General features: G+C 44.9%; 31 protein-coding genes, 1 tRNA gene and 1 pseudogene. 22 read left to right on the forward strand and 11 right to left on the reverse strand.

Features of this window, described 5'->3' with window-relative positions:
* Positions 1-783 precede the first annotated feature (783 nt).
* Positions 784-1,743 (forward strand): NAD(P)H-dependent flavin oxidoreductase, encoded by a 960-nt coding sequence (locus RB160_RS04440; RefSeq protein ID WP_316569058.1) that lies wholly within the window; start codon positions 784-786, stop codon positions 1,741-1,743.
* A gap of 208 nt (positions 1,744-1,951) precedes the next feature.
* Complete coding sequence (locus RB160_RS04445; RefSeq protein ID WP_316568993.1) at positions 1,952-2,650, forward strand: hypothetical protein; 699 nt, start codon at positions 1,952-1,954, stop codon at positions 2,648-2,650.
* A gap of 84 nt (positions 2,651-2,734) precedes the next feature.
* On the opposite strand, the gene RB160_RS04450 is transcribed toward RB160_RS04445, so the two are convergent.
* Positions 2,735-2,869 carry a BA3454 family stress response protein gene (locus RB160_RS04450; protein ID WP_316568994.1) on the reverse strand — a complete coding sequence of 45 codons (135 nt, stop codon included), beginning with the start codon at positions 2,867-2,869 and terminating at the stop codon, positions 2,735-2,737.
* A gap of 291 nt (positions 2,870-3,160) precedes the next feature.
* Positions 3,161-3,391, reverse strand: a complete 231-nt coding sequence (locus RB160_RS04455; RefSeq protein WP_316568995.1) for a hypothetical protein — start codon at positions 3,389-3,391, stop codon at positions 3,161-3,163.
* 271 nt (positions 3,392-3,662) lie between these two features.
* On the opposite strand from RB160_RS04455, the gene RB160_RS04460 reads away from it, so the two are divergent.
* The 7 genes and pseudogenes from RB160_RS04460 to RB160_RS04490 all read left to right on the forward strand — a co-directional run bounded on the left by RB160_RS04460 (position 3,663) and on the right by RB160_RS04490 (position 8,930).
* Entirely contained in the window at positions 3,663-4,376 is a 714-nt protein-coding gene (locus RB160_RS04460; RefSeq protein WP_396954666.1) for an SDR family oxidoreductase, read from the forward strand.
* Positions 4,373-5,389 (forward strand): S-adenosylmethionine:tRNA ribosyltransferase-isomerase, encoded by a 1,017-nt coding sequence (locus RB160_RS04465; RefSeq protein ID WP_316568997.1) that lies wholly within the window; start codon positions 4,373-4,375, stop codon positions 5,387-5,389. Before RB160_RS04460 ends, RB160_RS04465 begins: the two co-directional genes overlap by 4 nt.
* An 11-nt stretch (positions 5,390-5,400) precedes the next feature.
* Entirely contained in the window at positions 5,401-5,757 is a 357-nt protein-coding gene (locus tag RB160_RS04470; RefSeq protein WP_316568998.1) for a VOC family protein, read from the forward strand.
* Positions 5,758-5,872: 115 nt separating this feature from the next.
* Positions 5,873-6,499: a ZIP family metal transporter gene (locus RB160_RS04475; protein ID WP_316568999.1), complete on the forward strand. Its 627-nt coding sequence runs from the start codon at positions 5,873-5,875 to the stop codon at positions 6,497-6,499.
* Positions 6,500-6,747: 248 nt separating this feature from the next.
* Positions 6,748-7,559 (forward strand): annotated as a pseudogene (locus RB160_RS04480) (YitT family protein).
* Positions 7,560-7,709: 150 nt separating this feature from the next.
* Positions 7,710-7,952, forward strand: a complete 243-nt coding sequence (locus RB160_RS04485) for a DUF2164 domain-containing protein (protein WP_316569000.1) — start codon at positions 7,710-7,712, stop codon at positions 7,950-7,952.
* Between the two features lie 12 nt (positions 7,953-7,964).
* Entirely contained in the window at positions 7,965-8,930 is a 966-nt protein-coding gene (locus RB160_RS04490; protein WP_316569001.1) for a DMT family transporter, read from the forward strand.
* A 54-nt stretch (positions 8,931-8,984) separates the two neighbouring features.
* Here RB160_RS04490 and RB160_RS04495 read toward each other — a convergent pair whose 3' ends face one another.
* A complete protein-coding gene (locus tag RB160_RS04495; RefSeq protein WP_316569002.1) occupies positions 8,985-9,503 on the reverse strand; it encodes a TetR/AcrR family transcriptional regulator in 519 nt (172 codons plus the stop codon).
* A 103-nt stretch (positions 9,504-9,606) separates the two neighbouring features.
* Between RB160_RS04495 and RB160_RS04500 the strand changes: the two genes are divergently transcribed.
* The 4 genes from RB160_RS04500 (at position 9,607) to RB160_RS04515 (ending at position 12,748) form a co-directional block, all read left to right on the forward strand.
* Entirely contained in the window at positions 9,607-9,954 is a 348-nt protein-coding gene (locus tag RB160_RS04500) for a VOC family protein (RefSeq protein ID WP_316569003.1), read from the forward strand.
* A 104-nt stretch (positions 9,955-10,058) separates the two neighbouring features.
* A complete protein-coding gene (locus RB160_RS04505) occupies positions 10,059-10,979 on the forward strand; it encodes an oxidoreductase (protein WP_316569004.1) in 921 nt (306 codons plus the stop codon).
* 98 nt (positions 10,980-11,077) lie between these two features.
* Positions 11,078-11,542, forward strand: coding sequence for a CBS domain-containing protein (locus RB160_RS04510; protein WP_316569005.1), 465 nt, complete (start codon positions 11,078-11,080; stop codon positions 11,540-11,542).
* 117 nt (positions 11,543-11,659) lie between these two features.
* Positions 11,660-12,748 (forward strand): metallophosphoesterase, encoded by a 1,089-nt coding sequence (locus tag RB160_RS04515; protein ID WP_316569006.1) that lies wholly within the window; start codon positions 11,660-11,662, stop codon positions 12,746-12,748.
* A gap of 135 nt (positions 12,749-12,883) precedes the next feature.
* On the opposite strand, the gene RB160_RS04520 is transcribed toward RB160_RS04515, so the two are convergent.
* From RB160_RS04520 to RB160_RS04530, 3 genes are all read right to left on the reverse strand, one after another.
* Positions 12,884-13,042, reverse strand: coding sequence for a hypothetical protein (locus RB160_RS04520; protein ID WP_316569007.1), 159 nt, complete (start codon positions 13,040-13,042; stop codon positions 12,884-12,886).
* A gap of 77 nt (positions 13,043-13,119) precedes the next feature.
* A complete protein-coding gene (locus RB160_RS04525) occupies positions 13,120-13,356 on the reverse strand; it encodes a transcriptional regulator SplA domain-containing protein (protein WP_316569008.1) in 237 nt (78 codons plus the stop codon).
* A 29-nt stretch (positions 13,357-13,385) separates the two neighbouring features.
* Complete coding sequence (locus RB160_RS04530) at positions 13,386-14,894, reverse strand: alkaline phosphatase family protein (RefSeq protein ID WP_316569009.1); 1,509 nt, start codon at positions 14,892-14,894, stop codon at positions 13,386-13,388.
* Positions 14,895-15,088: 194 nt separating this feature from the next.
* Here RB160_RS04530 and RB160_RS04535 point away from each other — a divergent pair, with 194 nt between their 5' ends.
* Both RB160_RS04535 and RB160_RS04540 read left to right on the forward strand, forming a co-directional pair.
* On the forward strand, positions 15,089-15,811 hold the full coding sequence (locus RB160_RS04535) for an endonuclease/exonuclease/phosphatase family protein (RefSeq protein WP_316569010.1): 723 nt from the start codon (positions 15,089-15,091) through the stop codon (positions 15,809-15,811).
* A gap of 46 nt (positions 15,812-15,857) precedes the next feature.
* The gene (locus tag RB160_RS04540) at positions 15,858-16,421 is read left to right on the forward strand and encodes a YkoP family protein (RefSeq protein WP_316569011.1); all 564 of its coding nucleotides are present in this window, start codon (positions 15,858-15,860) and stop codon (positions 16,419-16,421) included.
* 25 nt (positions 16,422-16,446) lie between these two features.
* Here the strand turns inward: RB160_RS04540 and RB160_RS04545 are convergent, their stop codons facing one another.
* Positions 16,447-17,292: a metallophosphoesterase gene (locus tag RB160_RS04545; RefSeq protein WP_316569012.1), complete on the reverse strand. Its 846-nt coding sequence runs from the start codon at positions 17,290-17,292 to the stop codon at positions 16,447-16,449.
* Positions 17,293-17,401: 109 nt separating this feature from the next.
* Here RB160_RS04545 and RB160_RS04550 point away from each other — a divergent pair, with 109 nt between their 5' ends.
* Positions 17,402-18,538, forward strand: a complete 1,137-nt coding sequence (locus RB160_RS04550; RefSeq protein WP_316569013.1) for an MGDG synthase family glycosyltransferase — start codon at positions 17,402-17,404, stop codon at positions 18,536-18,538.
* Between the two features lie 81 nt (positions 18,539-18,619).
* Here the strand turns inward: RB160_RS04550 and RB160_RS04555 are convergent.
* Both RB160_RS04555 and RB160_RS04560 read right to left on the reverse strand, forming a co-directional pair.
* Positions 18,620-18,693 (reverse strand) — tRNA-Arg (locus RB160_RS04555).
* A 1,111-nt stretch (positions 18,694-19,804) separates the two neighbouring features.
* Positions 19,805-19,945, reverse strand: coding sequence for a hypothetical protein (locus RB160_RS04560; protein WP_316569014.1), 141 nt, complete (start codon positions 19,943-19,945; stop codon positions 19,805-19,807).
* 192 nt (positions 19,946-20,137) lie between these two features.
* Between RB160_RS04560 and RB160_RS04565 the strand changes: the two genes are divergently transcribed.
* A complete protein-coding gene (locus tag RB160_RS04565; protein ID WP_316569015.1) occupies positions 20,138-21,022 on the forward strand; it encodes a YitT family protein in 885 nt (294 codons plus the stop codon).
* Positions 21,023-21,207: 185 nt separating this feature from the next.
* Here the strand turns inward: RB160_RS04565 and RB160_RS04570 are convergent, their stop codons facing one another.
* A complete protein-coding gene (locus RB160_RS04570; protein WP_316569016.1) occupies positions 21,208-21,867 on the reverse strand; it encodes an FMN-dependent NADH-azoreductase in 660 nt (219 codons plus the stop codon).
* A 163-nt stretch (positions 21,868-22,030) separates the two neighbouring features.
* On the opposite strand from RB160_RS04570, the gene RB160_RS04575 reads away from it, so the two are divergent.
* The 3 genes from RB160_RS04575 (at position 22,031) to RB160_RS04585 (ending at position 23,792) form a co-directional block, all read left to right on the forward strand.
* Positions 22,031-22,228: a hypothetical protein gene (locus RB160_RS04575; protein ID WP_316569017.1), complete on the forward strand. Its 198-nt coding sequence runs from the start codon at positions 22,031-22,033 to the stop codon at positions 22,226-22,228.
* Positions 22,229-22,370: 142 nt separating this feature from the next.
* On the forward strand, positions 22,371-22,532 hold the full coding sequence (locus tag RB160_RS04580) for an STAS domain-containing protein (protein WP_316569018.1): 162 nt from the start codon (positions 22,371-22,373) through the stop codon (positions 22,530-22,532).
* 69 nt (positions 22,533-22,601) lie between these two features.
* Entirely contained in the window at positions 22,602-23,792 is a 1,191-nt protein-coding gene (locus tag RB160_RS04585) for an alanyl-tRNA editing protein (RefSeq protein ID WP_316569019.1), read from the forward strand.
* A 169-nt stretch (positions 23,793-23,961) separates the two neighbouring features.
* Here RB160_RS04585 and RB160_RS04590 read toward each other — a convergent pair whose 3' ends face one another.
* Positions 23,962-24,750 (reverse strand): TIGR00266 family protein, encoded by a 789-nt coding sequence (locus RB160_RS04590; RefSeq protein ID WP_316569020.1) that lies wholly within the window; start codon positions 24,748-24,750, stop codon positions 23,962-23,964.
* A gap of 219 nt (positions 24,751-24,969) precedes the next feature.
* Between RB160_RS04590 and RB160_RS04595 the strand changes: the two genes are divergently transcribed.
* Positions 24,970-25,623 (forward strand): exonuclease domain-containing protein, encoded by a 654-nt coding sequence (locus RB160_RS04595; RefSeq protein WP_316569021.1) that lies wholly within the window; start codon positions 24,970-24,972, stop codon positions 25,621-25,623.
* Positions 25,624-25,685: 62 nt separating this feature from the next.
* Complete coding sequence (locus tag RB160_RS04600; RefSeq protein WP_316569022.1) at positions 25,686-25,847, forward strand: hypothetical protein; 162 nt, start codon at positions 25,686-25,688, stop codon at positions 25,845-25,847.
* The last annotated feature ends 60 nt before the right edge of the window (positions 25,848-25,907 follow it).

A 25,907-nucleotide genomic window follows, 5' to 3' on the forward strand; every position in this document is an offset into this window, starting at 1 on the left:
AATCAATACGAAAGACGGATGTTTTTTTAAAAAAACGATGGCTTTAGACCTGTTTTTAAGTCGCAAATAACTAGATTACATTCAAAAAAATTTTAGGGAGGCGAAATAATTACAAGGGGAGAGATCAGATAGTTGGCCCTGACTGATTCCATCAAAAATGTTAATAACTTAGCGTGGAAAAAGGGCTTGAAATTCAAGACAACGAAAAAAGGTGCAAACATAAATGTTCGCACCTTTTTTCTGTCCCGCTAAAGCAGGACCTACCATACCATTTGTCCCGAAATATCAGGACTTACCAGACTTTGGCGAAGTTACGATTTGCACGGGGTCGAATCGATCTTAAATATATCGATTATAGACGAGCGTGCCTTTCGACAGCTCTGCAAATGTTCCTTCACCACTTGCAAGCCCAAAAACCTGAGTCGCTGTTACCATTGCGTATTGCAATTTAACCAGTCCCTCCTGTGTTGTTTTGGTCTTGCATTATCTATATACCTCGTACTAAAAATAATAAACGGGAAAAACCAAAAAAAGAATTGCCAAAATAAACCACATGTTGATATTTCGTCAATAAATCTTCTTTTAACCCCCGGCAGGTATTAACCAATTCGTTAAAACCACTTTTAAGGTTAAGAGCAATAAACAACAAGCTTTACAATATCTTAAAAAATATCATCAGCTATTAGTAACTGGTGATAAAAATCACGGAAAATTCTTCAGTTCGGGTTTAAAATTGGGAAGAATATATATAGTCGATAAGGAAATGAGGAATGTACGTTGAAGATGCCACAATTACAAATCGGGGATATCGCCCCGAACTACCCAATCATCCAAGGGGGTATGGGGGTAGGTATTTCGCTTAGCGGCCTAGCGTCCGCCGTAGCATCAGCAGGAGGGATTGGGATCATCTCTGGAACCGGAATCACGATTGACGAATTGCGTTTCCATATAAGGCGGGCTCGCGATCTTTCTAACGGAAACGGTTATATTGGCGTCAATGTCCTCTTTGCAGTGAAGGATTTTGCTGAGAAAATGAAGGCGGCATTGGAAGAGAAAGTTGACTTTATTATTTCCGGCGCTGGCATTTCCCGTGATATGTATGCCTGGGGGAAAGAAGCGGGCATCCCTGTACTTTCCATTGTATCGACCGCCAAACTTGCAAGGCTGTCGGAACGGCTGGGCGCTGCCGCGGTAGTAGTGGAAGGATTTGAAGCGGGTGGCCATCTTGGCACAGATCGCCCGATGTTTGATATTCTGCCTGAGGTCGTTGAAGCGGTGAACATACCGGTTATCGCGGCTGGCGGCATATTAACCGGGGAGGATGTGTCCAAAGCGTTCAGGCTCGGCGCATCAGGCGTGCAAATGGGAACGCGTTTTGTAGCAAGCGAAGAATGCGATGCGCCGCTTGCGTTTAAACAGAAATATATTGAAGCGAAAAAGGAAGACCTTGTCCTTGTAAAAACAACAGTCGGCCTAGAGGGCAGGGCAATCCGCAATGCTTTTACAGACATTATTAAGGATGACGGGAAATTCAAGGTCGCTAAATGCCTGGATTGCCTGAAAAGCTGCACATACCGTTTCTGCACGATGGATTCACTTGTTCGCTCGCTGAATGGCGATGTGGATATGGGCCTTGTTTTCGCTGGGGCGCGAGTAGGAGAAATTTCGGACATCCTATCCGTCAGCCAAATCATAGAAACGATTGCCAGCGAATACTATTTTGCTACAGAGCAGGCAGGATAATACCACGGACGCCGGCATATCTCATGTCGGCGTTTTTGGCTTTACTCATGAAAAAGATTAAAAAATCCTGGCCATTGGCAGTTGATTTGTGACCTCGAAAGTTTGGGCTTAGGATTCTGAAACCCACAACATTTCAAAAATGTGCCAACTCATTTTACCGCTGCAAGTGGCATACTAACCCAGAAAACAGCCGAAGGGAAGGATGCATATGTCATTGGAGTGGTTTGACCGGGTAACTTCTGAATTGCAGGACCATTTGGAATCTATTTGTGAAAAATACGACCAGGCGGGCCAAATGTCAATTGAACGGAGTTCGAGGCACCCGAGGATTGATTTCTTTGTGGAAACGGATGATTGCGACGGACGCGATTATTTTTGCACGCTATTTTTTGACCCGCACAATGAAGAGTTTTATGTTGAAACGTATGACCCTGACCTTGAACAGCCATCAAGGACAATCTTGCCTGATATTGAAAACATCATCGATGCAGTCCATGAAAGCTTTCATGAATTTATGAACGATGATCCAGAAGACTTTGATTACGAGCTCTATGATGACGAGGAAGAAGAGGATGAGATTGATGACATCCTTGATGCAGCGGGGGACGAAGATGTCACGATTATCGCTTACTCCGACGATGAGGTGTATGAGGAAATAGATGTTGAGTGGGAAACCCCTGAAATTACCGCGTTTCAAAAGGAAGACGAGGTGGAAGTGACCTACCAGTTTGGCGTTGTGGAGGGCACCGGCGACGGAGTTCTTCGTAGGGTAAACCGGATTTGGACAGAAGACGATGAACTAGTGAAAGATGAAACGAATTTTATTTTTACAAAAGAAGAAGCGGGTACGATTATCGCAATGATCGCTAGCCACATGGATAAAATGAAAGGCTACGAACTCGATTAAAACTAAAATAGACGGAGCCAATCCCTTTTTGTAAAGTGGGCCAGCTCCGTCTATTGTCTATTTTCTTCCCCAGAGGCTATCATCTTATTCCGACCATTGCTTCTTGACTTGCTCAAGAGCCTGCTGCATGATTTCCTCATCGCTTGCCTGAGGGGTCGTAATCACATTCGTCATGTAATTCCTGCCAAGGTATTCAACCTTTACGTTTACTTGAACCATTTCAACCATCCTTTCGAAAAATTACTTTACTGCTATAACAAGCAGTACTTCTATATACCAACTAACCAGACAGCTTAAACCTGTATGCTTTTTCCATCTTATTCACAATTTAGACGGACATGCCTACTATTTTTTAAAAAAGAATCTGGTTCCATAGAAAACTGCAAGAAAATACCAGCACCTCATCTTACCACGCAGGAAAGTGGTAAACAATAGGGGTAATCACTATAATTAACTTGTTTTTGTGACAAATTATGCACAAAAAAAGCCCCCAGAAAAGGGAGCATGACTCTATGCCTCTACAAACAAATACTGTTCTACAAACTTCTGGATTTCTTCCTTGTTGACGGACTGCTTTTTCAATGCCGCTTCGGCGGTTTCCAAAAGATTTACAATGTCCGGATCAGATCTCAGCTCTCGAAGATCGGTCTCTCCATTGAGCAAATCCACGGCTTTTGTTTTTACATCAGGGTCATCGGTGGCATGAAAAAGAATGAATGCAATGCTGGTTACCTTATCCATTTCAACGTCCCCCTTCATTTTTCAACTCTCTTTCTAGTTTCGCCAAAAAACGCTTTTTTCCTCCCTTTTTCGCTAAAAATAGTTTTAATAAATACAATTCCTAATAAAGCGGAATCAATTGGTTTAGTTTCCCTAATCTCAGACTAAAGTTGTATGGAAGTTCAAGCTTCTTTCCGAGGTTTCAGTTTCTGGAACCGGCTATCATAAAAGCATGAAAACCAGTTAGCGAAATTCGAAAGGGGAAATCAAATTGACCAACAGAAAACACGTTATGATTACTGGAGCTTCACGGGGACTCGGAAAAGCATTGGCGCTGGCATTTGCTAAACAGGGGGCGAGGCTCTCGATTTGCGCGCGGAGTGAGGCAGCATTGCTAAAGGTGAAAAAGGAAGCCGAGGAGGCCGGGGCTGAAGAGGTTCTTGCAATTCGGGCGGATATATCAATCGCACGTGATGTTGAGCGTTTTGTCGCGTTGACAGAAGAAAGGTTCGGCCATATCGATATCCTAATCAACAACGCTTCTATTCTAGGACCCAGCCCGATGCCGATGCTGCTTGATTATCCGGAGGAAGATTTCGCTGAAGTACTTAGAGTCAATACGATGAGCACATTTCTTGTGACACGCCGGGTGCTACCAATCATGCTTCAACGTGATAGCGGCTCGATTATCAACGTGACCTCCGAAGCAGGAAATACAGGCTACGCGGGCTGGGGGGCTTATGGTATCTCAAAATTCGCGGTCGAAGGATTGACCGAAACATGGGCCGACGAACTGAGCGAAACGGGGGTACGGGTGAACATGGTTGACCCGGGGGAGATGGATACAGAAATGCATCGTCTTGCCGTCCCGGATTGCGATTATGAACTTTCTGATCCAAATGATGTTGTGCCTGTTTTCCTTTATCTCGCATCTGATCAAGCCATCAACATAACCGGAAAGCGGATTTCAGCCCAGGAATTCATTGAAGGGAAGTGGAGTGCATGATCGCCGGTAGCCTGACTTTCAATCTGCCGCCATCCTTGAATGCCGCTGCCCCTCCGGAAAGGCGGGGGCTAAGGCGGGACCATGTACGCATGATGGTTTTATCAAAGGAGACAGGGTATGCCTGCCACGATTCTTTTTACAATCTTGACCACTATTTGAATAAAGGCGACGTTCTTGTGTTGAATAGCTCAAGGACAATTCCCGCGATTTTGCACGGCCGTCTTCTTTCGCGTAATGAAGAGGTTGAAATCAGGCTGGCTGGCAAAATTGACGACAGCCGCTGGTATGCCTTGGTTGTCTGTCCTTCCGTCCAAACCGGTGAAACGATATGGTTTTCCAGCCAGCTCGAGGCGGTCGTTGAACAAGACGCCGGTGAAACACCTTTGTCGGTTATCTGCTTTTCAAAATCTGGTACCAGCCTGTTTGATGAGATCTATTCTCTTGGCGAACCAATTCGTTATGAATATATTGAAACACCGTGGAGCCTTGATTATTATCAGACTGTGTTCGCATCACATCCTGGTTCGGTTGAAATGCCTTCCGCGGGGAGGGCGTTCAGTTGGGAACTGCTGTTCAAGCTGCGCAGAAAAGGAGTCAAAATCGCGTTCATCCAGCTTCATACCGGCTTAAGTTATTTTCTTGACGACAATTATGACCATCATCCTTCGAAAAATAAAGAAGAATACGCTATCCCCTCAGAAACTTTAACAGCAATCAAGGAAGTCAAAAAGTCGGGCAAACGGGTGATTGCAGCCGGGACGACAGTTGTCCGAGCGCTTGAAACCGCAATGGCGACAGGCCAAACCAATGGCTGGACCAATTTGTTCGTTCATCCGGGATATGAACTGAAGGCGGTGGACGGAATCCTGACCGGCCTTCACGAACCGGAAGCAAGCCATCTTGCCATGCTGTCGGTTTTCATCCCGCAGGATAAGCTATACAGTGCGTATATGGACGCGGTCGAGGCAAAATACCTTTGGCATGAATTTGGCGATATGAACCTGATTTTATGAGAGGGATAACGATGGTTGAATTTCATCATTACGCAATTGAAACGAACCTTCTTGAAGAGGTGGCGGAATTTTATAAAACTGCCCTTGGTTTTCGTGATGAGAAGACGATTGAGTTTCATGGGAAAAAACTTATTTTTTTGACTCTCGGCGTTTTCCGGATTGAATTGATTGAAGGAGATGAGCCTATACAAGGGAATGATTCCATTCACCTGTGTTTTCAAGTCGGCGCGCTTGACAGCATAATAAAAACGGTCGAAAGAGCGGGCCTTGTAAAAGCGGAAGGGCCCTTTACAATGGAGAATGGATGGAGATCCGTTTTTTATACAGGGATTGCAGGCGAAACCCTGGAATTCCTGGAACAGCGATAATAAATGAGGAAGGATAATTATATTCCTTCCGTTTTTCTTTTGTGAAAAAATATACATAGATTAAATTATCTAGCGAGGGGGTAGTGGGTATAGAAAAAAACAGATGGGGGTTCTCATGGAAAATGCGATCATTGGCAGTCTTATTTCTTCGTTGGCAACCGGGGCGGGAGCATTGCCGATCCTTTTTGTAAAAGGAATATCAAATAAGTTCCGGTACAACCTTTTGGCTTTGGCTTCGGGTATCATGCTTGCAGCTTCTGCTTTCAGCCTGATTCCGGAAGCCCTTAAATCGTCCAGCCTGGCTATTTTGGCCATTGGTTTGCTGGGAGGGACGTTTCTACTTAATTTGCTTGACCAGAAGCTATGCAATTTTGACATCGATCATTCACGTTTTACGGGCAGCCTTTCAAAGGGAACACTGATTATTCTGTGCGCGATGGTTGTCCACAACATTCCAGAAGGATTGTCTGTAGGCGTCAGCTACGGTTCTGACAATGAAAAGCTTGGGGGACTGATAGCGTTTGCGATTGGCCTTCAAAATGCTCCGGAAGGATTCCTCGTTGCCCTTTATCTTTTAAAGGAGGATATTTCGAAATGGGCCGCGCTTCTAATAGCGACAGGAACCGGTTTGGTTGAATTTTTATCATCTATGGCAGGTTACGGGCTCGCCTCCAAAATTGATGGAATCGTCCCTTTCGGGTTGAGTATTGCTGCCGGTGCGATGCTGTTCATTATTTATTAGGAACTGATTCCTGAGAGCCAGGAAGGGGAAAGCGTGCGCTTCCCGACTTATTCCTTTATAATCGGTTTGATTGTAATGCTTACAATGGTAGAAAAGCTCGGCTGATGCCAATCCGAGCGATAGGAGCCGCGAAATTTTCGCGGCCCTTTTTTATGATTTCTTTTAATAATGAAAATAAACTATCAATTTACTGGCGGATGGAGATGATGTTATTTTAGAATAAGTAATTTTAAGAGGAGGATACCTGAATGCAGCTACTAGCTATTACGATTGGTTCGGCTATTATAGCGGCTGCCTTTAATTGTTTCCTGATCCCGCATGAGGTCCTTTCAAGCGGTTTAAGCGGACTTTCAATGATGATTGGGATGCTGACGCCTCTTGATACAGGAGCCGCGAACTTCCTGCTGAATTTGCCGCTGCTCGTCCTAGGATATTTAATGCTGGGCAGGAAATTTATTTTACAAACAATCCTTTCCGTCATTCTTATCTCGGTTGGTTTGTCTGTGATCCCTGTATATGAAGTTGCCAGCAACAGCATACTTTCATCGGTTTTTGGGGGAGCGCTTGTTGGTTTGGGCATGGGGCTTGTATTGCGCCAATCTGCGTCCACAGGCGGGCTGGATATAATCGCGATGATTGTTTCCCGGAAAAAAGACTTCCCGATTGGAACGTTGCTTTCAGCAATGAATGGCGTCATAATTGGAATAAGCGGTTTTCTGTTTAACTGGGATACGGCACTGAATACGATGGTTTCAATTTTTGTTACCGGAAAGGTCATCGACGCTATCTACACCCATCACGTCAAACTAACGTTGACCATCATCACCGAAAAAGGGGAGGAGATGAGGGAGCAGCTTGTACAAAATGTCTACCGTGGCCTGACCGTGCTGGATGGGATGGGCGGTTTTTCAAAAGAAGGACGGCATATACTTTGACCGTTATCACCCGCTACGAGCTCGCCGAGGTAAAATCGTTGATTGCGGAAGTTGACCCGCATGCTTTTGTCAACATTACGAAAACAATCGAAGTGATGGGACTTTTCCATAAACAAAGTGCCTGACCGCAGCCGGTTTTCATAAAAAAGAACCGGCTTTTTTTGCGCTTTACAAAAGGACGGTTATTCATTATCCTTGGATAATACAGATTATTGTGAAAAAAGAAACTTTGGCGTTTCCCTTAAAAGTCCCGGTTAGAGGAAGTGGAGAATACTATGTTTATTACACTCAGTAAACAGCAAAAGGAGCAACTCATTGCCGATATTCAGGAGTACTTTTTAAAAGAACGAGGTGAGGAGCTCGGCAATTTGGAGGCGGAAAACCTCCTGGATTTTTTTAAAAACGGGCTCGGGCCCTATTTTTTCAACGAAGGCATCAAGCAATCCAGGAAAGTGGCTGAAGAAAAAATGGCCCAGCTGGAAGAGGAATTGTATTCGCTTGAACGTCCAATGAAATAGGGGGGCAGGTTTGTGAAACCAATTGTCCTTGGTATTGCCTCTGCGTTTTTTTTCGCGTTTACTTTTGTCCTGAACCGGTCAATGGAACTTTCGGGCGGACACTGGATTTGGAGTGCGTCGCTCCGTTATTTTTTCATGGTCCCGCTCTTGCTCCTGCTTGTCGCAGGCAGGAAAAATCTCAAGCCGCTTTTGGAGGAAATGAAACAGAAGCCAAGGGCGTGGCTTTTGTGGAGCACAGTTGGGTTCGGGTTATTTTACGCGCCGATTTGCTTTGCCGCAGCCTTTTCACCAGGCTGGCTTATTGCCGGCACCTGGCTCGTAACGATTGTATCCGGATCCCTGCTTTCACCGCTCTTTTTCGAAACGAGGGATGGGGTTCGGGTCAGGGGAAGGATTCCGGTAAAAGGAATGTTCATGTCCGTCATCATCCTTGCAGGGGTTGCGGTTATGCAGCTGGAGCATGCCAAAACGCTTGGAACGAGGGAATTTTTATTCGGGGTTGTTCCAGTGTTGATCGCTACTTTCGCCTATCCGCTTGGGAATCGGAAAATGATGGACGTCGCGGGTGGCAGGCTGGATACATTCCAGCGCGTGCTGGGAATGACAATCGCCAGCCTTCCGTTTTGGCTGATATTGTCTGTATATGGAGCGGTTGTGGCCGATTTGCCTTCAAAAAGCCAAATTATCCAGTCGGCGGGGGTTGCAGTCAGCTCAGGCGTAATCGCAACCGTACTATTTTTCATGGCGACCGATCTAGTCAGGGGAGACATGACGAAAATGGCCACGGTCGAAGCCACTCAATCCGTCGAAATTTTGTTTGCCTTAGCAGGAGAAGTACTCTTTTTGTCTGCGCCGTTTCCTTCACCGATATCGTGGGCGGGAATCGTCCTTGTCATTGTCGGCATGGGGCTGCATAGCTTTTCGGCAGCTATCTTTCCCGAAAAAAAGAAAAAGGCCTTCGTGCAGGAGCAGGCATGACAAAGGCGGCAATTTTCAATTCAAATCAAACAATGTGTAAGCAAAAAGGGAACTTCACGCGAGTTCCCTTTTAAATATCCATTTAATAATATTTTTGGCCTGTCCGACAGTCAGCCTTCGATCAGCTATCCCGAGCAAAAGGGATCTCCAGCTGGCGAGCAAAACGATTTCAATTGGCAAATGATCGTTTATATTCATTCCTTCAAGAAATGCTGCAATCTTATTTGTTTTGTTTGAAATGGGCTCTTCGCCTATTAAGCGGCAACTATTCGATTTGGCCGCGAAATCCAATCCTGTAATAAGCGCAGCCTCTAACGCTTCATTCGCATCCTCAAATAAAGACGCGGCACCCTCCATTCTGTCTAGGATTCTTTGTTCCATTTCACCCCTGATTACCTCATAAAGCCCGGCTTTCGAACCAAAATGATGATAAATCGCCCCGGTGGTCATATTGGCTTTTTCAGCCAACTCTGCAATATTGGTTTTTTTGTAGCCTTTTACGCTGAATTCTTCTAATGCTGCCTGTACTAAGGTGTTTTTACTTGAACCTGGAATCGGTATCCACTCTTTCATATTTTTTATTATAGCATATTGACACAGTGTCCGTAAATGAATTATGTTTAACATAATCAAGTTATGCTTTTCATAATCTATTTATATTTTAGGAGGGAATCAAATGAAATTACTGTTTTTGTACCATCCTGTAAAAAACCTAAAGGAATCTCTGGCATTTTATAGGGACAATCTGGGTTTTGAAGAATCGTGGCGTGAAGGCGAACATACGGCTGCGCTGAAACTGCCTGGAAGCGAGGTTCAATTAATGCTGGAGGATGAAATGGATAAGGAAGAAATGACTCCTGGAGGAATCTTTCTAGTCGATAGCGTAGATTCATTTTATGAAGAAAATAAACATAAATACGAATTTACAAAGGTACCGTTTGATATCCCTCCCGGCCGATATGCCATTTATTTAGACAATTCAGGAAACCCGATACGAATCTTGGACTTCTCAAAGGAGAAGTAATGATCCAGGAAGCCCTCCGATAATCCGGAAGGGCTTTTGTTTCTTTTTCCGATGAAAGTTCAGCTATACTAAATTCTAGATACTACTATGAGGAATGAGTGCCAATGGTGAAAGGATGGACTACAGAGGAGATAAAGGATGTTTCGGGAAAAACGGTGATCATAACAGGCGGGAATAGTGGAATCGGCTTCGAGGCCGCACGTGCCCTTGCTGCCAAAGGGGCAGAAGTCATCCTTGCAGTAAGGAATATGGCTAGGGGAGAAGCAGCAGCCGCCAACATAATAAAGGAAAGCCCGCAAGCTTCCGTGCGGTTGATGCAGCTTGATTTAAGTGACCAGGCTTCAATCCGGAAGTTTGCCAGCGAATTTTCGAACCAATATTCATCGCTGGATATACTTATCAACAATGCTGGAATCATGATGCCCCCACTCAGCAAAACACGTGATGGGTTTGAAGCGCAATTCGGCAGCAACCATCTTGGCCATTTCGCTCTGACCGGGCTGTTACTGGATGTGTTGAAAAATACTCCCGGTTCCCGTGTTGTCACCGTAAGCAGCCTCGCTGCCCACAAGGCGAGCATTGACTTCAATAACCTTGACGGGTCGAAGGGCTATAAACGCTACAAATTTTACGGGCAGAGTAAACTCGCCAACATGCTGTTCGGAAAAGAGTTGCAGATTCGGCTTGAACGGAACGGCCTTCAAATGAAAAGCACTGTGTGCCACCCCGGCGTTACCCATACGAATCTCGCATCAAGAAATTCCGGCCGTGATATGAACAGCTTGTTCAGGTTGATTTCTCAGGCCGTCACCCAGCCAACCGCGATGGGCGCGCTGCCGACTCTTTATGCGGCAACCGAACCTTCATTGCTTGGAGGGGAATACATTGGGCCGGACGGAAAAAAGAAACGGAAAGGCTACCCAAGAAAGGATTCTGTCATTGAAAGGATATATGACGCTGAAACCGCGGAGCTGCTGTGGAGCCTTTCAGAGGAATTGACGGGAGTAGTCTACAATTTCAAGTAGGTACCTAATTTAACTAATCCAACACGTTTGACTTTTTCTGCCCAAATTGAAATACTAAAATTGCACTGACATCCTATGTAAAAGGGCTGGTGGCACGAATGAAAGTGAAGGATTTTATGATTACGGATGTAATAAGCGCTACCCCGGAAATGACACTTGCTGAGGTAATGGCCCTGTTTGTTGAAAAAGAAATAGGAGGAGTGCCAGTTTGCAGTGGTGACGGCGAATTGCTTGGCATGGTGACAGATGGGGATATCCTCCGGGCAATCCAGCCAATTGACAGGAAGATTTTTGACTTCCTTCTTTATATGGAATGCATGGAAGAAATGGATGTAAAAACCAGGCTGAAGGAAACGGCGGGAGCGCCAATCCTTTCAATCGCTAAAACGAAAAATCTTGTTACGGTTACGCCTGATGACGACGTTAATCTTGCTGTAAAACACCTTTCTACCCACCACTTTAAAAAATTGCCAGTCATTGATGAAGCAAATCAGGTAGTCGGCGTTATCAGCAGGGGAGATGCTATCCGGAAAATTCAATCTTCTCTCCTTAAGGATTTATAGCACGATTTATGCAACCATAAGAACGAATCCGGAAAGTCGGCGCGCTCTTTTATCAGTGCCAGGAAATTTTCTATCAACACAATCTTACATACAAAAGGATAAAGGAACTTACTACCTATGACTTGGACTGTTGTTGCAGCCACAGCGGCTGTCTTGATTGTTTACGGACTCATTTGTTTCTATATAGGATACAATGGCTGGGTTTGGCTGAGGCTGAACAAGCCGCTGCGAAAATATAAATATGCCTATGTGGCGCTAATCATCTTCCTATCTCTTTCAATGTTCGCGGGCAGATTTATTCCCATTCCTCTTCTTAGCCTGATTGGCGGGTATTGGATGGTCATGATCGGCTATGGGATATTGATATTGCCGATTGTTAACGTGATCGTGCTTCTTTTAAAAAAACGGGGGGTTTATTGGATTGGCATTGGGGTTCTCGCTTTTTTTGCAATTATCTTTGTGTATGGTTCGTTTAATGCTTGGAGCCCTGTCGTCCGTACATATGATGTAACCATCCAAAAGCCGGCTGATAGCGAAAACATGAAGATCCTGATGGCATCCGATTTTCATCTCGGTTCCATCGTGGGAAAAAAGCATCTTGACCGCTTTATAGAAATAGCTCAGGCGGAAAAACCGGATATGGTCTTAATTCCGGGCGACTTAATAGATGACTATATTGCCCCTTTCCTTAAAACCGATATGGACGAAAGCCTAAAAAAAATCCACGCTCCTCTTGGGGTATATGCGGTTCTTGGCAATCATGATTATTATGGCGGGGATAAGGAGAAAATCGTAGCGGAAATGGAGAAGGCGGGGATTACGGTCCTCGAGGATGATACGATTTTGGTCAATAATGAAATTGTTCTCGCCGGGCGAAAAGATCCGACCGACCATAGCAGAGCCGCGCTCGAGTCATTTATAGGAAGCGGAGATGCTTCCAGGCCCGTTTTCCTGATGGACCACCAGCCGATTGCCCTTGAGGAAGCAAGGCGTGCTGGAGTTGATCTTCTCGTCTCCGGGCACACACACCGCGGCCAGGTAGCCCCCGCGCATTTCATTACTAGCCGGATTTATGAAAATGATTGGGGTTATCTTAAAAAAGGGAAGCTCCATTCAATCGTCTCATCCGGTTTCGGTACATGGGGCCCTGCCCTCCGGATTGGCACCCGTTCGGAAGCTGTAATGATAAACGTTCATTTTAAATAGAAAGAGAGCTGCCGTGACCCTGGCAGCTTTTCTTTTTGGCTGGAAAAATAACCTTCCTGACAACGCGTTTTCGTGAGTAAAAGGGACCCTATTCGATAATGAAAAAACGCCAAAGTGATTGGCGTTTCAAATACATTATCGATTGTTATTTTGCCTGCGCCTTTGTTGGCCATTGTTTTGTTTTTCACCTGTGATAGCGTCCACAACGTTCTCAATCGTCTGGCCGACCTTATTCATAAAGCCGCCGTTGTTACCGCGATTATTGTTTCCCTGGCGATTGTTTTGGTTTTCCATTCCATTCACCTCCACTAGTAGCGTGCGCAAATACACCCAATCTATACAGCATTTAAGGGGACAGAAGGGGACCAATTTTAAAAATAATGGTCGTTAAAAGCTTTTTCAGCTGCTTCTTCCGAGGAAAAAAGCGCGTCGTCATCCTCAATGACATGAAAGGTATCATGAATGAACAAGGCTAGCGCGTTTGGATCTTTAGGGTGTTGGACTACTTCAGCCGGGCGGATATTCGCAACGGTCGGTGTATGCGGATTATTATAAATGACATACACTTCATCTCCTGCTTGTACATCCTTTGGGTCAATTGTTTCCATCTGGCATACCTCCTTCTTTTAATTAAAAATCAAGAATCCTTCGTTGATTCCGAATCATAAACACTCTTTGTTATCAGAGAAAGAACCCATCTTTTTAAATCGACAATCCTCATATGTTCCGGAAGCGACTCGGTTCCCGAGACAATCAGGGGGACAAGCGAATCCTGTTCATGCAATCCCCCATGTCCCGCTCCACCCAAGTGAACCGGGCTGCCTTCTCCGGCAAACTCATGGCCGGGGCGGGCACTTACCGCCAGGAATTCGCCCTCATGTGAGTGAAGGCAGCTATACAGCCGTGCGAGTGCATCGGGATACAAACCGTATTGAACCCTATTATCCTTAACAGATAGATCGAGAATTTCCATGTTCCCTTCCAATTCCCACAACTGGCCATATTGATCCTGTAAAACGCCACCTGGCTGAAAACGTATTTCCCCGCCAATCCCTCCAGAACGGACCTTAATCTGCCTCCCATTTTTCCAGGCAATCACATCAACCCTGTTATCCCCCGTCAGGAGCATGGCGATGTCCTCAATCAGCTCCTTTTCCTCATTTAAGGTATAAATATAAGCCATCCTATCGTTCACTGCGAGGGCAATTTGATCCCCAGTTCTAGGGCCTTTTCGAAGCCTCATGATTTTATAGGGGCTCAATAGCTTCCTTAAATCGATTACCGCATGGTTCCGGTTAGAATGCACCCATGCCTGGCCGTTATCTCCCATAATAATCCACTGATTAAGTTCCAGCGCTTTTTCCCAATCTCCAAAAAGGCCAAGGATTTTTTGCAGTTGCTTATCCGCTTTTTCAATGCCCACCCTGTCCAATCTCCCGTACTTATGGATCCGTTGATCGAGATCCGGAAGATAAACAATCGTAAAAGGGGGTAGTTTATTTTCTTTAACAAGATGGCTAAATTGCTGGACGGAAGAAGAATCATTAACGCCAGCCTTTTGCCAGAAATGCTGGTTCCGCCATGACTCGTTCAGTTTTGAAAATCTTCCGTAGGAAAAAATGGCGGGAGCATAGACAGGACGCCGCCTGCTTAATGGGGTAAATCGCCCGAGCATTTTTGGCAGGTCAAGAAAATGTGGCGTGTTTCCACGGAATACAAGTGCGTTAATCGATGCTGAATTAAATCTCTGCCTGTATAAATCTTCATGTAGGGTTCGAACCTCCCGGCTAATGTGGGACTGATTCAAGTTGAAGAGCAAGTCCTCAACCGCTTTTACAACTCCCAGTTTGAACAGCTCCCGGTAATGGCTGCCGTAATTGATGAGCCGGTTTTCCTTTTTATTAAACCAGACAAGGCCGGGGATTTTATGTTGATCGCAATACGTCCCGGTCAGCAATGTAGTATCCACATTTACCGACATGGTTGGAAAGGGGGCGACGAGCCCCGGGGAATATGTGCCATTCTTTATTAGAAAATCAATTGCCGGTGCCATGCCTGCCCGAATCGCTTCGTTAAGCGGGGCGTCCATTAACGTATCGACTATAATCATGATGACTGGTTTCCCTGCGGTTGGTTTCACACTCATGGAGGTATTCCATCCCTTGTCAGTAATAGTGACTTACCGTTAATATGTACGGATTTCCGAAAAAACATGTTCCCGCCTTTCTTCTTCAACAAAAGCAAATAATTGGATATAAGGTTATTTAATAAAGATTCCAGCTTGAGAAAAGATATAAGTGATTTCTTTGGCAAGAAGGTGGGGCAGTGGAGTTCAAGGTGATGACATTTAATATTCGCCATGGGAAAGGAACCGATAAAAAGCTTAATTTGGAGCGGATTGCGAGGATTATCAATGATTCTGGGGCCGATGTTATCGGCTTGAATGAAGTGGACCGTTTTTTTTCAAATAGAAGCGGATTTCTTGACCAAGCCAAGTGGCTTGCGGAGAAGCTGGAGATGGATCATATTTACGGCCCTGCTGTAACAATGGAAAACCGGGAGGGCGGCAACGATATGCAGTTTGGCAATGCGATGCTTAGCCGTTTTCCAATTACAGAAGCAGACAACCATCCTTTTGACTTCCTACCAAAAAGGGCGGAAGCTAGGGCCTTGCTAGAGGCCAAGGTTCAAATAGAAGGAAAGGAACTTGGTGTTTGGGTTACACACTTAAGCCTCGGGCCATTCCAGCACAGAAAGCAAATCGAGTTTATATTGGAAAAGGCCAAAAAAGAGCCACTGCCTCTTCTCGTAATGGGGGATTGGAACATGGGCCCATCATCCAGGGGGTGGAGGAAAATGACTGAAACGTTCAATGATGTATGGGTGGAAACAAACGAAGGGCCAGGGGGATATACGTTTCCTTCGAGAAGGCCGTTTCGCCGGCTCGATTATATTTTCTCAACAAAAAACCTAAAGGCTATTAGCTCCGAAGTATACGAAATGGAAAGCAATGCTTCCGACCATCTTCCCTTATTGGCAACAATCCGGTTTCTTGATAGCTGAGCGCCAGGATTTATAAATTCATTAATCGCAAAAAGGAAGAAAAGGCATGAAACAACACTTGTTAAGCGCGTGGATGGTATTGGACCCGCTTTACTTCAGCTGTACCAGGCTCACTTACCTGGATGAAACAAATAATATTTTTCGGGTGAGGCTTACAAAATATAAAGGGCGTGAACTTTTGCTTTCCGATGGAACCCGAATTGCAAAGAATGACGTCCTGGTAAAAATCCACCTTCATAACGTCAGGCTTCTTAGGGATATATATCCAATAAAGAGTGATGTGCGAAGGGCAAGGGTTATTTATCAGCATGTACTGAGGTCATTGCCGGGGATTGAAACTTTTATCCAGAGCCATAAACGCTCAGATGAAATTAAAGGAATCATCGGGATTACAACTTTATGCAAGGGGGCGGAACGGCTTGGATTTGAGGTTTTCTCCATTTCAAATCCTTTTTACAACTGGCTAAAATGGGTAACATTCCTGCCAATTCTCCTCCTCTCAGTAAACGGCAATTCACTGCAAAGGCTTGGGAAAAAAACGCTGCCCGGTTATTTGGTCATGTCAAAGGACAAGCTAAAATTGTTATACAGCTCCACCCACGAAAAATAAGCTGCCAACGAAGGGTTGGCAGCTTTTAGACCGCGGGGTGTGAAGCACTTTTTGCAGATGCGAAAAACAATTGATGCAACGTAATTTCGGGCCGGCTTCCTACACGAATATTAATTCCGGTTTGTCCAAGCCCTTCGTTAATATAGAACGGCTTCCCATCGTGCCAGTGAAGGCCTTTAATCATATTCATCCTGACAAGCCGTCCCATCTTCACAAGATGATACGCTTTCGGATAACAAATTTGCCCGCCGTGGAAGTGGCCTGAAAGCAAATAGTCAAAATGGTAATCCTTCATATGAAGAACAACATTCGGGTCGTGTGTCAGAACCACGTTCATCCCGTCCTTCAAGCCTTTATATGAAGCTTCCAATTTGCTCCGGCCTGTACTGAAATCGTCAATGCCAATAATATTGACGAGTTGGCCATTTACGAGGATGTGCCTGTTTTCATTATGCAGGACTTTGCAACCTTCCTGTTTTAGCGTGTTTATTAAAGACTGAAGGTTTTCCCCCTTCAGGACGTAGTCGTGGTTTCCCAACACCGCGTACATTCCATATTTTGCATCCAATTTGCGTAATGCTCTTAGGTACGGAACAAGCCTTGGAATGGAACGCTTCCGATCGAGAAAGTCACCTGTGATAGCAATCAGGTCAATTTTTTCCCTTTTTACTTTTTCAAACAGGTCCTCTGGAGAAATTGAGATATTCTCAAGATGCAAATCTGAAAGCTGCAGGATATTTAGGACTGGAGCAGCGCCTGAGCCCTGTCCAACAGCAATTTTCGTAAAAACAACGTCTTTAGTATTTCTATATGCACGCCTAATGGCCCAAATGAGGAAAAACAGGGCTGTGGCGATAATGAATAATTTCATGGAAAGTCACCTCCGTATTCGATTATACAGGCTAAATGGCCCTTTAAACCGAGGGAATTGATGGTATCCTATATACGCTCGTCCAGGCCAAACAGATTGAGGGATATGAATGGAACATACAGCGAACAAAAAAATCCTTTTTCTTCCCTTTTTGCAAATCCCGTCGGGGCATTACCAGGCGGCGAGAGCAATCATTGACGGAATTGCTGAAAAGCAGCCAGATGTTGAATGCGAAGTCGTGGACATCCTCTCTTATACGTTCGGGAAACTGGAGAAGGCAGTCTCCCAAATTTATTTAAGCTGGATCCATGCATTCCCGCGGTTATATAGTATCGTATATCGGTTGAATGTAAATACCGGTTCTGCCATTGAGAAACAATTCAAGGTGTATGAATGGTTATTTTTAAAGGCACTGAGAAAACTGCTGAGAGAGAAAACGCCCGATCTTATCGTTTGCACACATGGACTGCCTTCCTATTTGCTGAACATCCTTAAGGGCAGGGGAGAGGTTCAAATTCCTGTAGTCAACGTTTATACTGACTATTTCATCCATCAGGTGTGGGGGAAAAGGGCAATAGATTACCATTTTGTGCCGACAAGGGAAGCCGGTGATTTTTTAGTGTCTGGCGGTGTAAACAAAGTTGGCATCTATGTGACCGGGATTCCCATTCATCCATACATACGAAAAAAAAACCTTTCCGATAGAAATAAAAATTCTTCCCGGTTATCCGTTTTGGTCACAGGAGGAAGCCTCGGCATAGGGGCCATCGAAAAAATGTTTTCAGGGATTGAGGGAAGAGGGAAAATCCAATATTCCATATTGTGCGGTACGAATAAGGGCTTATATGAACGGCTCAACGCGCTGAGAAAAGGAAATGTCCGGCCATTTGAATACATCCGTTGCAGGAAAGAGATGGATAAGTTTTACGAGTCTGCGGACGCTATTGTGACAAAACCGGGAGGCGTTACGTTAAGTGAATGTTTGTTTAAAAGACTGCCGATTTTTATTTTCCACGCATTGCCTGGCCAGGAGGAGATCAATTTGAAAACTCTCGAAAAGCTTGGCCTTATCATGCGCATGGATAGCGAAAGCGAGCGTGGGCAGGGAATCGATAGCCAAATCGCAGGCTTCTTTCATGACAGCAATTCGGTTAAAAATTATGAGGACAGGGTAAACAACTATCTCGAAACGTTAACATGCAAACGTCCAGAGGATATTGTCCTGGACATATTATTTGGTAACTAAACGGCAGTGTTGAAGTTGCCGCTGAATTTGGAAAAAGGGAAGGGAAAAATAAAAACCCTTGAAGACTCAAGGGTTTTTTAGCGTCCCAGAAAGGATTCGAACCTCCGACCTACAGTTTAGGAAACTGTTGCTCTATCCTACTGAGCTACTGGGACATGGTATAAGAAATTTAAGGTTTTCGCTCCACATTTAGGCGGCCTCGATTTGTGCGTTTCGTTATGGCACAAAAATTATTATAGCGCCAAAAGCAAAAAAGGTCAAATGAATTTTAGATTTTTTTTGAGAAAAACCATAACCGGAATCGTCTTGAAAAAATAGTAAATGGGTTTGCATGCGGATTCTTAAGAAACCTGTTCTAATTAACCTTCTTCGGACCGATTTTAATGAGGGGAGCATTTTACCCGGGATTCGTGACAACCAAAGGGCAAAATCCGGTTTCGTTGTCACGATAAGCACGGATTCGTGACAACCTAAGGCCTAAATCCGGTTTCGTTGTCACGATAAGATGGGATTCGTGACAACCAAAGGGCAAAATCCGGTTTCGTTGTCACGATAAGCACGGATTCGTGACAACCAAAGGCCTAAATCCGGTTTCGTTGTCACGATAAGATTGGATTCGTGACAACCAAAGGGCAAAATCCGGTTTCGTTGTCATGATAAGCACTGATTCGTGACAACCAAAGGCCTAAATCCGGTTTCGTTGTCAGGATAGATGGGAATCGTGACAACCAAAGGGCAAAATCTGGTTTCGTTGTCACGATAAGCACGGATTCGTGACAACAGAAGGCCTAAATCCAGTTTCGTTGTCACGATAAGCACGGATTCGTGACAACAGAAGACGAAAATCCGGTTTCGTTGTCAGGCTAAGCCGGGATTCGTGACAACAGATGGCCAAAATCCGGCTTAGCCGTCACGATAGACACAGATTCGTGACAACCAAAGAGCAAAATCAGATTTCATTNTAAATCCAGTTTCGTTGTCACGATAAGCACGGATTCGTGACAACAGAAGACGAAAATCCGGTTTCGTTGTCAGGCTAAGCCGGGATTCGTGACAACAGATGGCCAAAATCCGGCTTAGCCGTCACGATAGACACAGATTCGTGACAACCAAAGAGCAAAATCAGATTTCATTTTCATAATAAATCACACTTGGAATCCAATCTCAATAGCTCCACGCCCAAGACATCGGTCAATGGCCTAGAATGAGGTTGGAAAAGTAAAAAAGGGAGGCCCACCATCCCAATGGAAAGGCCCCCGCATTCGGTTAAAAATAATTTTTGTATACTTCCGTGTTCTGTCCGCATACGGCGCAGTGGTATTCAATCTCAAGCGAGTCTTCAAGGGCAAGATGCACCGTTTCCTGCTTGCAGTTTTCGCAGTACCTGATTTCCTTTAGGTTCTCCATGATCCTGCCTCCTTTAAAAAAGTCCTCAATACTGTTTTGACCTTTTTCTGCTTGGAATAAACCCTCTGGTAAAAAAATATCCCAACACGGTAGTATGCGCTAAAAAAATTTTACCGAAAAAAGGAATTTATACGGGTTAGGCGGTCTTTGTTCCTGTATAATTAAATTATGTAGAAAAAAGGAGGTTCATGAATGACAGATTTAATACAGGAAAAGGCCACACATAAACGGCTTACTAGAGTCCAGGTCATGGCAAGGACCATAGGGATCTTTGTAGGGGCCGTACTGACTGCAGTCGGGCTGGAAATATTTCTTGTCCCGAATAAGGTCATTGATGGAGGAATTGTCGGTGTCTCCATTATGCTTTCCCACGTTACAGGCATCAGCCTCGGTTTATTTATTTTTATCCTCAATATTCCATTCTTTTATTTAGGGTACAAACAAATTGGCAAAACCTTTGCCTTTTCTACGTTATTCGGGATTACGGCCTTATCCATTTTCACTGCCCTCTTTCATCCGGTGCCAGCGTTTACGGATGATATTCTGTTGGCGACCGTTTTTGGGGGAATGGCCGTTGGGGTTGGCGTCGGGCTGGTTATCCGATATGGAGGGGCCCTTGATGGCACGGAAATCCTGGCCATTCTGATAACGAAGAAAACACCTTTTTCTGTTGGTGAAATCATTATGTTCTTCAATATTTTCATCCTTGGCGCTGCTGGATTTGTCTTCAGCTGGGACAGGGCAATGTACTCCATCCTAGCGTATGTCATTGCTTTCAAATCAATCGATGTGGTTGTCGAGGGCCTTGAGGAATCAAAATCTGCTTGGATTATCAGCGATCAGTACCAGGAAATAGGGGATGCAATCCTTCACCGCCTTGGGAGGGGAGTCACTTATTTGGAAGGTGAAGGCGCTTTTTCGGGTGACAATAAGAAAGTAATCTTCTGTGTCATTACCCGGCTGGAAGAGGCAAAATTAAAGGATATTGTCCAGGGGTATGACAATTCTGCTTTCCTTGCGCTTGCTGATATTTCGGAAGTTAGGGGCGGTCGTTTCAAAAAGAGAGATATACATTAAAACAGGTCCTCCGAAGGGCCTTTTTTAATTTCCTCTTTTTTAGCTAAAAAAGAGGAAAAAACCAAATTATGATGTAAAATTAAGCACCGAAACTTAATAGAGCCATTTTTGCAAAGGTTGCAGCGAGGAAAGGGGAGAAAGAATAAGCTGGCACCAATTATGGAGCCAGCTTCCGATTTTGTTTTTTAAATGAAGACCGATTTGCGAGCCATATCTTTAGCGGCGGCCGTGGCCCGCACTTTAGCATCTTCAACAATTTCCGGTACTTTTTTAGGAAATGCATCCAGGCCTTCTGCAATCACCGGATCTAGTACTTGGATTCCGAGAAATCGAAGGGCGATTTTCAAATACCTGTCTCCAGATTCTAGCTCCGCCATTGGCAGCCCGGTGTACATGCCGCCCCTTGTTTGAATGTGGATGGCGGTTTTTCCGGATAGCAATCCTTTTGGGCCGTTCGCTGTGTGGACGAATGTCTTGCCTGATACAAATAAATTGTCAAGGAATGTTTTCAGCACCGCCGGGGAGCCCAAATTCCAAAGAGGCGAAACGAACACAAAGTAATCGTATTGGATAAACTCATCGACCAGGCCATGCATTTTGGAGATTTTGGCCCTTTCCTGTTCAGTAAGCTCTTCGAACGTCATTCCATAACCCGCTAGTTTACCGCGGGCTGAGATTAGATCCGCATCCATCCGCACCATGTCAAACTGGAATAGGTCAATTTTTGTAATTTCGATTTCGGGTTGTTCGTCGGTGAAAGATTGCAAAAAAGCCTCACCAATCTGCATTCCTTTCGACTTCTCCGGACCTTTTGGATTTGCTGAAATATAAAGCAACTTGGCCATTTTTATCATCCATTCTACGTAATGTTTTACAATTTCATTATACGAATAAATCCTTGCTCACTATTTCACAAATAATGAACATTACGTGACCTATTTTTTTGGGTTTCTTATGATTACGTTTGGTTTCGTTACTATAGTATAATGTTAGAAAAGGGGTGATGCTGTGCTAATCTTGTTCATCTTCATTTTCGCAGCTGTTCTTTTGGTTTTCGGCTTCATTGTGGACTATTTATACAAGAAGAAAGGAATCACAGATCTTGACCCTGAACGTAATACAAGGAATATCAATGGAATGGAAAGAGCTTATGTCGAGTCGCATATGAACCATATACGTGATGAGTCAAAAAGCCATGGAATTTGAACCTCTGGAAGAGCCCGGGGGTTTTCTTTTTTCTAAATTTTATTTTTCAATGCAATATGAAAAGACGTAATTATCACTTTTGGTATATGGTAGTATTGTTCAAAAAGGGGGATGCTTGAATGGATGAAAAGTCTTCAATAATTTGATCAAGGGATTTAAGCTTCTTGGAATCTCTATTGCCATCACCGGAATTAGGCCGGAAATCGCAGTGTACGCCGTCAATGCCAGAAATGATATCAAGGCACGAGGGACATTCACGAACACGAGCCAGGCGATCGACTTTTTAAGGAGCCAGGCAATATAATCAGGATATAGGCTTTCAACAATCATTTGGGACTTGGTAATGGTTAAGTACATACAGAGGTGGCGCGCAATGACGAGAAAGTTATATTATGAAAATCCTTATCTGGCTTCTTTTCAAACGAGCCTTATTAATCAGGGACAGGATGAAAATGGAGAATGGTATGCCGTTTTGGAATCGACAGGATTTTATCCAGAAGGTGGCGGGCAGCCATATGACACTGGATTGCTGAATGGGATAGAAGTAAACAGAGTGGAGGAGGTGGATGGGGAAATCCGCCATTACCTCGTCTCAAGCCTTGATGCCGAGAATGGGCTCGTTGAAGGAAAAATTGACTGGGAACGGAGAATCGACCACATGCAGCAGCATACCGGCCAGCATATCCTGTCAGCCGCATTTGACAATCTGTTTGCTTTGAGGACGGTCGGATTCCATCTGGGCAGGGAAGAATCAACGATTGACCTTGATACAAGCGCACTCGAAAGCAGCCACATTGAGGAAGCCGAAAAGCTGGCAAACCAAATTGTCCTCGAAAATCGCCCGATTGAAACGAGGTGGGTGACAAAGGAGGAAGCGGAAAAACTGCCATTGAGAAAATCTTTGGCCGTGGAGGAAGATATCCGGCTTGTCATTATTCCCGATTTCGATTACAACGGTTGCGGCGGCACCCATCCTTCCTCAACCTGTGAGGTGGGGATGATAAAAATCCTTGCAATAGAAAAGGAGAAGAAAAAATATCGAGTCAGTTTTGTTGCCGGAAACAGGTCTTTCCGCCAATTTTCAAAGAAAAATCATATACTCGGCAAGCTTACTCCGCTATTAAATGCTCCTCAGGAAGAAATGGAAGCTGCAATACTTAAGCTTTTGGAGACGAAAAACGCTTTGGAAAAAAAGCTGGAAGAAGCAAATGATAAGCTTATCGCCTTCGAAGCAAGCCAAATGCGTCTGAACAGGGAAAATACGGATCTTCCAGTCACTGGTTTGTTTGAAAACAGGCCGATCCAGGAACTTCAGAAACTGGCTAGAGCCATTGTTATGGAAGAGAATGGAACGAAGGCAGTGCTTATTGCGAAAAATGGGGACAAGCTTCAACTCGTTTGCGCAAAAAGCAGCGATGCAAGAGGGAACATCAAAGAAGCTGTTAACAGTGCGCTTTCATTGATCAATGGCAGAGGAGGAGGAAACGAAACGTTCGCCCAGGGAGGCGGAGACGCAACTATAACCCCTAGCGAACTGCTCAGCAAACTCCTTGCAAATCTATAAAAGGAAAGGCGCCTGTCACAAGGACAGGCGCCTTTCTGCGTATTGAGGCGGGGAACCACGCGCCACATTCGCATGTTCCAAAAAGGAATGTTCCCCGGCTTACACAATTCAGCTCATCGCTTTGCTATTGTACCACGGCAAAGGACTGTACACAAGATCTTTTTTTAGATTAATCGCCATCAAGGATGTTGAATAGGCCCTTTGCCAGGCTTCCTTCGTCTCGGGCCCCGCCCCTATGAGGCAAGGCTGCAAATACACGGCTTGCAAGGCGGCTGAATGGCAGGGATTGGACCCAAACGGAGCCCGGTCCCCTCAGCGTCGCGAAGAAAAGGCCTTCGCCGCCAAACAACGCGGTTTTTACTCCTTTTACAAATTCGATATTATAGTCTACGCCTGCTGTCATGGCGACAAGGCAGCCCGTATCGACCCTCAATACCTCTCCAGGCTGGAGATCTTTTTTATGGATGGTTCCTCCCGCATGGACGAAGGCTAATCCGTCTCCTTCAAGCTTTTGCATAATAAAACCTTCGCCCCCGAAGAAACCGGTGCCGATTTTCCGTTGAAATTCAATCCCAACTGAGACGCCTTTCGCGGCCGCAAGGAATGCATCCTTTTGGCAAATAATTTTCCCGCCAAGTTCACTTAAATCCATTGGAATGATCTTTCCTGGATATGGGGATGCGAAGGAAACATGGCGTTTTCCGCTTCCGACATTCGTGAACGTTGTCATGAACAGGCTTTCTCCTGTCAGCATCCTTTTTCCGGCGGAGAAAAGCTTCCCCATCAGGCCGCCGTTCCCACCTGAACCATCCCCAAAAATGGTTTCCATCGAAATGCCGTCTTCCATCATCATCAGGCTTCCGGCCTCGGCAACAACCGTTTCATTAGGGTCTAGCTCAACCTCAACGAATTGCATATCATCCCCATAAAGCTTGTAATCAATTTCATGGTTATTCATGGTATTCCTCCTAACGGATTTTATTTTCTATTCCAAGTATAATCGAATTATTGGAAAGGCGCTTCTTTTAAAAAAAAAATTAACTATTTCTTGTTCCCAAGCCAAACAAGAGGTGCAAAGGAACCCCAAGATTGAAACGAAAGACAAATGCCAGGCAAAAGTGTACAATAGCCATTAACTGGGCGTTTAGGAAGCCTATTTTGCAAGGGGGATGCTACTATGGCCGGAAAAATTAAAACGGGCCTTCTGGCGGATACTGAAACAACCGGTCTTAAGCCGGGAGCAGATGAAATCATCGAACTGGGTCTTATACTATTTACATATGATGAAGAAACAGGGGAGATAATGGATACTCTCGAGGAGGCATCGTTCCTTCGCGAGCCGCTATCTTCGGCGGCGATCCACAATTATCCTGGCGCATTCAGGGTACACGGAATCCCATTTAGCCTTGTGGAGGGAAAAGCGTTTGATGATGAAAAGATTAAAAAGCTGTTTTCATATCCGGATTCAGTGCTGGCCCATAACGCATCTTTTGACAGAAGTTTCCTCTATCATATGTACCCGGAGGTAAACGATTTAAAATGGTACTGCACAATGAGGCATATTCCCTGGAAGCAATACGGCTTCCCAAGCGGCAGCCTTCTTTCCCTTTTGAAGGCCCATGGAATTTCCGGGGTCCAGCAGCATAGGGCAATGGACGACATTTTGCAATTAATGGCGCTCCTAAAGCATCCAAATCAGGATGGACACCCTTATTTACGGGAAGTTTTCAGAAAAAAACCAATGGCGAAATATGAACCCGGTGGAAGAAAGACAGGCTACCGAAATTGGCGGAAGCAAGGGCCCGCAAGAATTCCCTTCCAGGGAAAGTAGCATCTGAAAAAGAATAGGCACACTCCTTCTTAGCAAACAATAAGGCAAAAGGGGGTATCAGGATGCCAAGAGGAAAAGAATTGGAGCAGCTTCCAATGGGAAAGATCGCACCCGGGGCAGGAAAAGACATCGGACCCTTTAGAAGGGATTCACTTAAAACAATAAACCGCACCACACATCCGATGCCAGCGTCAATAAGGAAGGGCGCGGACGACAACACGTAAATAGAGCCCCGCGGTTGAGATGATCCCCCTATAGTAGACAGAAAAAAGAAAGCACTTTAA

The sequence above is a fragment of the Neobacillus sp. YIM B06451 genome, from assembly GCF_032667185.1.
Classification (GTDB): domain Bacteria; phylum Bacillota; class Bacilli; order Bacillales; family Cytobacillaceae; genus Bacillus_D.